This window comes from Aquitalea sp. ASV11 (assembly GCF_016429185.1).
Classification (GTDB): domain Bacteria; phylum Pseudomonadota; class Gammaproteobacteria; order Burkholderiales; family Chromobacteriaceae; genus Aquitalea; species Aquitalea pelogenes.
The window spans coordinates 1-9612 of the sequence record NZ_JAELUD010000108.1; the positions used below are offsets into that span (position 1 = coordinate 1).

Here is a 9612-nt window from a genome sequence, read left to right on the forward strand (position 1 = left end):
CGGATAGGCCTGCTGGATGGCTTTCACCCACCAGCGCGGGTGATTGGTGGCAGCTTCCAGATCTTTCTGCGCCAGGCGCAGCATTTCCTCGCGCTGGCGCAAGAAGTTGCGCAGCACGCCATTGACCAGTGCCTTGAACTTGCCGCGGGCCAGCCGCTCTGCCAGCTTCACTGCCTCGTTGACGACGGCGTAATCGGCTGCCCGGGTATATACCAGCTGATAGAAAGCCACCTGCAATACCCGCTCCAGCTGGGCATCCGGCAAGGCCTTGGGTACCAGTCGGCGCAACCAGAAGCGCAGGCGTGCCAGTTGACGCAGGCTGCCGTAGCAAATGTCCTGCAAGGCCGCGCGCTCTTGCGCAGTCAGGTCGGCGCCCTGGCGCTGGGCCTGGGCCAGCGCCTCGGTCAGGGTACGGCCGGATTCCACCTGGCACAGCACTTCGGCGGCCAGTTGCTGTATGCGATGCATGTCAAAACCTTGAAATGGCAAACGGCGAGGACTGTGCTCTCGCCGTATGAAAACGGCCGGTATCCGTCTGGCGGTACCGGCCCGTGTGTTCGTTCAGATGCGCATGATACGTTCAGCCCACGCCGCGCGCCATAGCGTGCAAGCGGGCAATGCGCTCCTCGGTATGCGGGTGGGTACGGAACAGCTCGCCCACATCCAGGCCGGCCAGCGGGTTGATGATCATCATCTGGGCGGTTTCCGGATGGGCCTGCGCAGTGGGCATGGCAATACCTTGAGCGTAGTACTCGATTTTCTGCAATGCACCCGCCAACGCGAGCGGATCGCCGGAAATTTCGGCTCCGCCGCGGTCTGCCTCGAATTCGCGGGCGCGGGAAATGGCCATCTGGATCAGGCTGGCCGCCAGCGGCGCCAGGATGGCCAGCAAGATGCCGGCCAGCGGATTGACCGGTCGACCGTTTTCGTCCCGTCCGCCAAAGAACATGGCAAAGTTGGCCAGCGCCGACACCGCACCGGCCATGGTGGCGCTGATGGTGGAAATCAGGGTGTCACGATGCCGCACATGCGCCAGCTCATGCGCCATCACCCCACGCAGCTCGCGATAGTCCAGCATGCGCATGATGCCCGTGGTGGCTGCGACGGCAGCGTGTTCCGGGTCTCGCCCGGTGGCAAAGGCATTGGGTTGCTCTTCGTGGATGACATAAACCCGTGGCATGGGCAGGCCGGCACGCTGTGCCAGCTCGGCCACCATGCCGTAAAACTCGGGTGCCGACCGGGCATCCACCTCCTGGGCGTTGTACATACGCAACACCATTTGGTCTGAATTCCAGTAGGCAAACAGATTCATCCCGCCGGCAAACAACAATGCCAGCATCAAGCCGTTCCGGCCCCCGATGAGGGCGCCGATCACACCGAGAAAAGCGACAAACGCGGCCATCAGCATGGCCGTCTTGAACATATTGTTCATTTACCCTCCTTTTGCTGTGACCGGTGAAAGACCCTTACTGTCCCAGACGGGTTCCCGTCAGCGTGGCGCGGCCTGCGGCAAAGTCGCGTGCGCCCAGTCGCTTGCCCCCTGCTGCTTGCAATTGCGTCAGCACCACCAGCCCCTCGCCACTGCCCACCACCACGCCATCGGCATCCGCGCGCACCACCAGGCCAGGTTCGGCCTGACCGGCAATGGCATGGGCCTGCCACAGCTTGAGCGGCTCGCCAGCCAGCTGGGTAAAGGCGCCCGGCGCCGGGTTGTAGGCACGGATGGCACGGGCAATGTCGCTGGCCGGCAGTTGCCAGTTCACCTCGGCCTCGGCCTTGGTCAGCTTGTGCGCGTAGGTGACGCCTTGTTCCGGCTGCGGCTGCGCATTCAGGCCATCCAGTGTCGCCAGGGTGCTGACAATGGCTTCGGCACCGCACACAGCCAGCTTGTCATGCAGGCTGGCCGCGGTATCGTCCTGGGTAATGACCAGCGGATGTACCGACAACATGGCTCCGGTATCCAGCCCCACATCCATCTGCATGATGGTGATGCCGGTTTCACTATCGCCGGCCAGAATGGCGCGCTGAATGGGAGCGGCACCGCGCCAGCGCGGCAGCAAGGACGCATGGATGTTCAGGCAACCACGCGGCGGAATGTCCAGCACCGCCTTGGGCAGCAGCAGGCCGTAGGCCGCCACCACCATCAGTTCGGCACCGATCTCGCGCAGCATGGTCTGGGCTTCGTCGGTCTTGAGCGACAAGGGCTGCTCCACCCGCAAGCCGTGCTCCAGCGCCACTTCCTTCACCGGACTGGGCTTGAGCTTCATGCCACGCCCGGCCGGACGATCCGGCTGGGTCAGCACCAGGGCAATTTCATGACCGGCGGCCAGCAAGGCGCGCAGCGCGGCCGCGGCAAATTCCGGCGTACCGGCAAAAATCAGTTTCATCGTCAACCCGCAATCAGCAAGACAGGACGCGCCTGTCTTTATCAACATCCCCCGTCCGACCAGTACCGGACAGATTCATTCATCACATATTCTGTTTTTCGCGCTTTTTCAGCTTGGTGCGAATCCGGCCTTGCTTGAGTTCGGACAGGTATTCGACAAACACCTTGCCATCCAGATGATCAATTTCATGCTGAATGCAAATGGCCAGCAAGCCGTCGGCTTCCAGTTCATACTGGGCACCGGTGGCATCCTGTGCACGCACCTTGACCCGCTCGGCCCGGGTAACCTTGTCGTAGATGCCCGGCACCGACAGGCAGCCTTCTTCGTATACGGTTTCACCTTCTTTTTCGATGATGACCGGGTTGATGAAGACACGGCGTTCGTTGTGGTCCTCGGAAATATCCATTACCACCAGCCGCTTGTGATAGTCCACCTGGGTGGCAGCCAGGCCGATACCCTTGGCCTCGTACATGGTTTCAAACATGTTGTCGATCTGGGTCTGCAAGGCAGCGTCAAAGGTCTCGACCGGCGTGGCCACGGTATGCAGACGCGCATCCGGATAATGCAAAATGTTCAGCAGCGCCATCGGTTTTATTGCTCCAAGTTGTCTTAATGCCATCAGCACATCGATAATAGACATGTCTGACGCATGCTCGTTTGTCAAAGGAGCGCTCGCGGGCGCTCATTACACTCAATATTGGGGCACTTTTCATGCGTAAAAGTATTATATCGCTTGCTTTGGCTCTGGGACTGGCTCTCCCGGCTTTTTCCGATACCCTGACCATCAAGCCCGGCGCACCGGCGCGTTATACCGTGGTGAAGGGTGACACGCTGTGGGGTATTTCCGGCCGTTATCTCAAGAGCCCATGGAAATGGCCCCGCCTGTGGCAGATGAACAAGAGCGAAATCAAGAACCCGCACTGGATCTACCCGGGCGACGTACTGGTGCTGACCTATGTCAACGGCCAACCGCGCCTGACGCTGGAAAAAGGCCGTCAGGGCGATGTACGCCTGTCGCCGCAGGTCCGCATGTCCGACATCGACAAGGCCATCGCCAGCATTCCGGCCAAGGCCATCGAGCCTTTCCTCTACCGTCCGCTGGTGGTGAACGAAGAAGAATTCCTGAGCTCGCCGCGCCTGGTGGCCGGTCCGGGAGAACGTCTGGCTTTTGGTTCTGGCGATCGCATTTTTGCCAATGGCGTTGCCAGCACCGGCACCTGGCAGGTGTACCGTGCCAGCAAGCCACTGATTGATCCGGTCACCAAGGAAAACCTCGGCTACGAGGTGATGTATGGCGGTGATGCCGTGGTGGACAAGCTGGGCGAAGAAATCCAGACCATGCACCTGACCAAGGTGAACAGCGAGATTCTGGTAGGCGACCGCCTGATCAAGGCCCCCAGGGACCAGTTTGTCAGCTATGTGCCGCATAGCCCGGATGCCAATATCCAGGGGCAGATCATCTCTGTTTATGACGGTGTGGACGGCGCGGCCCAGTACTCCAACGTAGTGATCAACCGTGGCCAGCGCGAGCAGGTGGAGCCGGGCGATGTGTTCAACATCGTCAAGAACGCCAAGCCGGTTACCCTGATCATGGCGGATGGAGAGAAAAAAGAAGTCACCCTGCCGGGCCAGAGCATTGGCAAGATCTTCATCTACCGCGTATTTGACAAGGTTTCCTATGGCCTGGTGCTGGACAGCACCGACGCGGCCAGCGTGGGGGATGTGGTCAACTCGCCGGAAAGCGAATGAGCCAGCAGAACGAAGACTGGCTGCTGCTGGCCCTGACACCGGGCATAGGCCCGGCCGGTTTTCTCAAGCTGATTGCCGCCTTTGGCTCCGCCAGCCATGTGCTGGCGGCCAGCACCGCACAAACCGCACCGCTGATCGGGCAGGACATCGCACAGGCGCTGCGCGAGAGGCGTGCCGAGGCAGACGCCAAGGCGGCCCTCGCCTGGGCCGAACAAGAGAATTGCAGCCTGCTGAGCCTGCTGGATGACGATTACCCGCAAGTACTGGCAGAAACCGCGGCCCCGCCTCCACTGCTGTTTGCCCGCGGACAGCGCGCCTTGTTGCAACGCCCGATGCTGGCCATGGTGGGCAGCCGCAGTGCCACCCCGCCGGGCAAGCAGATCGCCGAGGACTTTGCCCGCCAGCTGTCCGCCCACGGTTACACCATCGTCAGTGGCCTAGCCAGTGGCATTGATGCCGCCGCACACCGTGGTGCCTTGCAGGAATCAGGCTCCACCATTGCCGTGATCGGCACCGGGATTGACCGGGTGTATCCGGCCAGCAACCGCGAGCTTGCCCACCAGATCGGCCGCTCAGGCCTGATTTTGTCAGAGTTCCCACTGGGTGCCGGTCCGGTTGCCGGCCATTTCCCGCGCCGCAACCGCATCATCGCAGGCTTGTCCCGCGGCTGTCTGGTAGTGGAAGCCAATATCAATTCCGGCTCGCTGATTACCGCCCGGCTGGCTGCAGAAAGCGGGCGCGAGGTCATGGCGGTTCCCGGTTCGATTCACAACCCGCAAGCGCGCGGCTGTCACCGCTTGCTGCGTGATGGTGCCCGCCTGATCGAAACCGTGGATGACGTGCTGGATGAAATCGGCCGGGTGGCTTCGCCCCCGATCACGCCGGCAGCAACAGCAGGGGAAAATCAGCCGGTGGACGACCCGATTCTGGCGATCATGGGCTTTGATCCGGTGAGCAGCGAGGCGCTGGCAACACAACTCGGGTTGACGCAGGGAGAGGTTTACGCGATGCTGCTGGAGCTGGAACTTGCCGGCAAGCTGACCAGCCTGCCCGGCGGACGGGTTCAGCGACTGGTCTGATCCGGACCAGCCCCTGTAGCAGTTCATTTGAAGAAGACCTGATGTTTGACGTTCTCACTTATTTGTTCGAGCAGTATCGTGATCCGGATGCCTTTGGCGACCGCGGCTCGCTGATGCGCCAGCTGGAAGCCGCCGGCTTCGAAGACGAAGAAATCAACGATGCACTCGACTGGCTGGACAATGTCGCCAATATGGTTGACGGCCTGTATGCCAGCGCGGATGACGCGGTTGGCATGCGCATTTACGCCGATGCCGAACTGGAACGCCTGCCCACCGATGTGCGCGGCCTGATCCAGTTTCTGGAAGATCACGGCGCGCTGTCGCCATCGCAGCGGGAAATGGTGATAGACCGGCTGTGCGAACTACCCGATGACGATATCAATGTCGGCTCGGCCAAGCTGGTGGCACTGATGGTGCTGTGGGCACAAAAAGCGGAACTGCCCATCCTGTTGGGGGAAGAACTGCTGGATGCCATTCATGGCGAACCCACCATGCAATGACTTGTCAGCGCTGGCGCTACGGGCTTACCATCCCGCCTCGCCTGACAGTTACGGCAGGGAATTTTTACAAGAGCGCCAATTGCGCTCTTGTTTTATTTGCGCTCTTGCTTTATTTGATAGATAGAACCGCTATCAACCGGATGTTTCCGGTACACACTGAAACGAAAACATGCCCTCCAGCCTCTTGATCGTTGAGTCGCCATCCAAGGCAAAAACGCTGAAGAAATACCTGGGACCGGACTTTGAAGTCCTGGCCTCCTACGGTCACGTGCGCGATCTGGTACCGAAAAACGGTGCGGTAGACCCTGAAAAGGGCTTCGCCATGAAATACCAGCTGATCGCCCGCAACAGCAAACACGTTGATGCCATCGTCAAGGCCGTGGCCGAAGTCGACCATGTCTACCTGGCAACTGACCCGGACCGCGAAGGCGAAGCCATTTCCTGGCATCTGGTGCAAATCCTCAACAGCAAGAAGCTGCTGAAGGACAAGACCGCCCAGCGCGTGGTGTTCCACGAAATCACCAAGAATGCGGTGCTGGAAGCCATCGGCAACCCGCGCGAAGTGGCGCAGGACCTGGTGGATGCCCAGCAGGCACGCCGGGCGCTGGACTATTTGGTGGGTTTCAACCTGTCGCCGCTGCTGTGGAAGAAAATCCGTCGCGGCCTGTCGGCAGGACGGGTGCAAAGCCCGGCGCTGCGCCTGATCTGCGAACGCGAGAACGAGATCAAGGCCTTTGTGCAGCAGGAATACTGGTCGGTGCATCTGGACAGCCATAAGGGCCGTACCAAGTTTTCCGCCAAGCTGACCCAGCTTGCCGGCAAAAAGCTGGACCAGTTCGACATTCCCGGCGATGCCGAACACGCCGACATTCTGGCCCGTTTGCAAGACCAGCCGGCCACTGTCACCAGCATCGAGAAGAAAAAGAAGTCGCGCAGCCCGGCCGCGCCCTTCACCACTTCCACGCTGCAACAGGAAGCCGTGCGCAAGCTGGGCATGACCACCGACCGCACCATGCGTACCGCGCAGCAGCTGTATGAAGGTATCGACATCGGCCAGGGCACGGTCGGTCTGATCACCTATATGCGTACCGACTCGGTGGCACTGGCCAACGAAGCCGTTGAAGAAATCCGCGCCTATATCGGCGACACCTTCAACAACGACTTCCTGCCGAAAAACCCGGTTGCCTACAAAAACAAATCCAAGAATGCACAGGAAGCGCACGAGGCCATCCGCCCGACGTCCATCCTGCGCACGCCGGAATCGGTCAAGCCCTTCCTCACCACCGACCAGTTCAAGCTGTACGACATGGTGTGGAAGCGTACCCTGGCCTGCCAGATGGCTCCGGCCAAGTTTGACACCACCAGCGTGGACATCACCGTGGGTGAAGGCATCTTCCGCGCCAGCGGTCAGGTACAGACCTTTGCCGGCTTCCTGGCCGTGTACGAAGAAGACGTGGACGATGCCGAGGACGAGGACAACGCCAAGCTGCCGCTGCTGGAAGAAGGCGACAGCCTGCCGGTGGACAAGCTGTACGGTGAACAGCACTTCACCCAGCCGCCGCCGCGCTTCTCCGAAGCCAGTCTGGTGAAGGCACTGGAAGAATTCGGCATCGGCCGTCCGTCCACCTACGCCAGCATCATTTCCACGCTGAAAGACCGTGAGTACGTGATCCTGGACAAGAAACGCTTCTTGCCCACCGATACCGGCGACATCGTCAACAAGTTCCTGACTGAGCACTTCAGCCAGTACGTGGACTACAACTTCACCGCCAAGCTGGAAAACCAGCTGGACGATATCGCCAGCGGCCAGCGCGAGTGGGTGCCGGTGATGGACAGCTTCTGGAAAGGCTTCTCCAAGCAGATTGCCGAAAAGGAAAGCATCTCCCGCGCCGAAGTCACCACCGAGAGCCTGGACGAAGCCTGCCCGAAATGCAGCAAGCCCCTGTCGATCAAGTTTGGCAAGCGTGGCCGCTTCATTGCCTGTACCGGTTATCCGGACTGCGACTACACCCGCAATATCGGTGAAACCGCAGAGCAGGCGGCAGAAGAAGCCGAAGCACCGACGGTGATCGAAGGCCGGGTCTGCCCGGACTGCGGTGGCGAGCTGCACATCAAGAAGGGTCGTTACGGCAAGTTCATCGGCTGCGCCAACTACCCCAAGTGCAAGCACATCGAACCGCTGGAAAAGCCGCGTGATACCGGCGTGGAATGCCCGGAGTGCAAATCCGGTCACCTGATCGAGCGCAAGAGCCGCTACGGCAAGCTGTTCTACAGCTGCAACACCTATCCCAAGTGCAAGTACGCCACCTGGAACCCGCCGGTGGCAGAGCCCTGCCCGAAGTGCAACTGGCCGATTCTCACCATCAAGACCACCAAGCGTCGAGGTACCGAGAAAGTCTGCCCGCAGAAGGAATGCGGCTACAGCGAGGTGATTGCCCCGCCGGAAGCCAAGCCAGCGGAAGAATAAAGCCCCGCCAGCGGATTGCACCAGATAACGCCACCTCCGGGTGGCGTTATTTTTTGACAATATCTTCTCGCTTTCCGAAAGGAAATCGAGGCTTACCTTTTCAATTGGCAGGGTAAGGGCGGGGAATAGGGAGTAGAAGGGAAGGCTGCGGAATCGATTAGTTAGCCGGAAGGCCCGGCTTTGCCGGGTCCTGCGCCAGCGCAACACATTGTTTTGTCAGCAGCCTGACGCCACCTTCGGGTGGCGTTGCTTTTTTGGCCATGGCAGCCAAACCATGCAAGCAGAGGCGCTACGCCATCAGCATTGGCAATGGCCTGATTTTATTAATCAGGTTCAGAAAAGCCGCCATATAATTCGGAAATCAGGCTAAACCGTAAACAGCTAAACAGCTAAACAGCCTGACGGCTCTTGCGACGGGCCACATCGTTTCCGAACCATACGCCGCCGCCATCACAGGCGGCGTTCGTCGTTTTACGGGCTACCCCCGGCAAAGCACACATCATGAAAACACACAGCAGCTTCTTTTTTACCGGCGCATCGGTACTGACTCTGTTTGGCCTGGCCAGCGGCCATTGGCTGATGCTTCCCATTGCCTTCCTGCTGGCATTCTGCGGCATGGTAGTGGCCGACCGTGAGCAACTGGCGGACATGGATGAACGTACGGCCGCCATGTTGCTGGTGCTGCCCAGCCAGCACCCGCTATTGCCGCTGGACCATTTCCACGGCAACGACCTGATGTTTTACCAGGCCGGCAGCCCGGTTTACCGCGTTTTGCAGGCTGATGGTGCCCGTTGGGAGCTGGTGGGTGAATACGGCAAGGTAGAAGACGATAGTGGCTGCATCCGCGTTTACCCGGGCTATCTGTACCGCCGCCAGCCTCACGTGACTGCTCAGGACTGATCCGTCCGCCGTCCTTCACCCTCGTGCTCGGTATCGCGGATTTCCTTGCCCAGGAAAAAGTTGAGCGCGGTACGCAGCACGGCAATGGCGGCCAGCTTGCCGATCTGGTCCCAGCTTGGCGCCACGGCGGTAGAGAGGATGTCGGCTGCCAGTTGCAATTCCAGCGCCAGTGCCAGAAAGCGGGCAAAGCTGAGCCGTACTGCGTTGTATTGCGCCATGCCCGGCTCAAAGCAGCGTTGCAAGTAGCGCACTCCCGCCACCAGTACGCCAATGCCGATCACCACGGCACCGCTGGCTTCCACCGCCAGTTTCAGCCATAGCACCAGATTGAGCACCAGTTCTTCCACTCCGGATTCGGCAGGTGACAGCATGCGCTTTCCTTGTGCTTGATGGGGAATGCCCAGCATACACACAAGGCGGACAAGCGACAGCTGCTGAGCGCCTGACCATGCAGGCAGCATGTTATGCTATCAGATTACCCAGCCTACCTCACCGCATGCTGTTACTGAAACTGACGCTGGTTCCAGCCT

Annotated in this window: 10 protein-coding genes; 5 read left to right on the top strand and 5 right to left on the bottom strand. The window is 60.1% G+C overall.

The window, feature by feature from the left end:
- The 4 genes from JHD62_RS20405 to def form a co-directional block, all read right to left on the bottom strand.
- Positions 1 to 468: transcription antitermination factor NusB (locus tag JHD62_RS20405; RefSeq protein WP_304506263.1), on the bottom strand; the 468-nt coding region annotated here is incomplete at its 3' end.
- 112 nt (positions 469 to 580) lie between these two features.
- Positions 581 to 1432 carry a zinc metalloprotease HtpX gene (gene htpX / locus JHD62_RS20410; protein WP_062788386.1) on the bottom strand — a complete coding sequence of 284 codons (852 nt, stop codon included), beginning with the start codon at positions 1430 to 1432 and terminating at the stop codon, positions 581 to 583.
- Between the two features lie 34 nt (positions 1433 to 1466).
- Positions 1467 to 2387 carry a methionyl-tRNA formyltransferase gene (gene fmt / locus JHD62_RS20415; protein ID WP_199104422.1) on the bottom strand — a complete coding sequence of 307 codons (921 nt, stop codon included), beginning with the start codon at positions 2385 to 2387 and terminating at the stop codon, positions 1467 to 1469.
- Positions 2388 to 2469: 82 nt separating this feature from the next.
- Positions 2470 to 2973 carry a peptide deformylase gene (gene def, locus JHD62_RS20420; RefSeq protein ID WP_045846404.1) on the bottom strand — a complete coding sequence of 168 codons (504 nt, stop codon included), beginning with the start codon at positions 2971 to 2973 and terminating at the stop codon, positions 2470 to 2472.
- Between the two features lie 125 nt (positions 2974 to 3098).
- Between def and JHD62_RS20425 the strand changes: the two genes are divergently transcribed.
- The 5 genes from JHD62_RS20425 (at position 3099) to JHD62_RS20445 (ending at position 9082) form a co-directional block, all read left to right on the top strand.
- Positions 3099 to 4136: a LysM peptidoglycan-binding domain-containing protein gene (locus JHD62_RS20425; RefSeq protein ID WP_045846405.1), complete on the top strand. Its 1038-nt coding sequence runs from the start codon at positions 3099 to 3101 to the stop codon at positions 4134 to 4136.
- Complete coding sequence (dprA, locus tag JHD62_RS20430) at positions 4133 to 5215, top strand: DNA-processing protein DprA (RefSeq protein WP_199104423.1); 1083 nt, start codon at positions 4133 to 4135, stop codon at positions 5213 to 5215. The genes JHD62_RS20425 and dprA overlap by 4 nt, the downstream gene beginning before the upstream one ends.
- Before the next feature lie 41 nt (positions 5216 to 5256).
- Positions 5257 to 5715, top strand: a complete 459-nt coding sequence (locus tag JHD62_RS20435) for a DUF494 family protein (RefSeq protein WP_045846407.1) — start codon at positions 5257 to 5259, stop codon at positions 5713 to 5715.
- Positions 5716 to 5884: 169 nt separating this feature from the next.
- Positions 5885 to 8182 carry a type I DNA topoisomerase gene (topA, locus tag JHD62_RS20440; protein ID WP_199104424.1) on the top strand — a complete coding sequence of 766 codons (2298 nt, stop codon included), beginning with the start codon at positions 5885 to 5887 and terminating at the stop codon, positions 8180 to 8182.
- A gap of 501 nt (positions 8183 to 8683) precedes the next feature.
- On the top strand, positions 8684 to 9082 hold the full coding sequence (locus JHD62_RS20445; RefSeq protein ID WP_045846409.1) for a hypothetical protein: 399 nt from the start codon (positions 8684 to 8686) through the stop codon (positions 9080 to 9082).
- On the opposite strand, the gene JHD62_RS20450 is transcribed toward JHD62_RS20445, so the two are convergent.
- On the bottom strand, positions 9073 to 9453 hold the full coding sequence (locus tag JHD62_RS20450) for a DUF1622 domain-containing protein (RefSeq protein ID WP_199104425.1): 381 nt from the start codon (positions 9451 to 9453) through the stop codon (positions 9073 to 9075). The two genes, JHD62_RS20445 and JHD62_RS20450, sit on opposite strands and share 10 nt — an antisense overlap.
- Positions 9454 to 9612 lie beyond the last annotated feature (159 nt).